Below are 268 nucleotides of genomic sequence, written 5' to 3' on the forward strand. Positions count from 1 at the left end.
CCCGTTCGACTTGCATGTGTTAAGCACGCCGCCAGCGTTCATCCTGAGCCAGGATCAAACTCTCTGATAAAATGTGTCAGCAATCCAGTGATGCTCGCATCAACTTGATTGCGGTTCACACTGATTAAGCCAGAGGCTTAAGAAGTGTTTGATTCGATCACTCAAGACAACCGTTTGGCTATCTCTCGTTTTTACTGCTTTTGGTTTGTTTAAACCGTTCTTTAAATGTAAAGAAATTTTCGAGAATCGTATGTGTTTCACTGTTTAG

At 42.2% G+C, this 268-nt stretch carries 1 rRNA gene; it reads right to left on the bottom strand.

What is annotated here, in order from left to right:
- A 16S ribosomal RNA gene (locus GPK81_RS14990) occupies positions 1-70 on the bottom strand; the annotation flags it as partial.
- Between the last annotated feature and the right edge of the window lie 198 nt (positions 71-268).

The sequence above is a fragment of the Blautia sp. MCC283 genome, from assembly GCF_018785565.1.
In the GTDB taxonomy this organism is placed as follows: domain Bacteria; phylum Bacillota; class Clostridia; order Lachnospirales; family Lachnospiraceae; genus Blautia_A.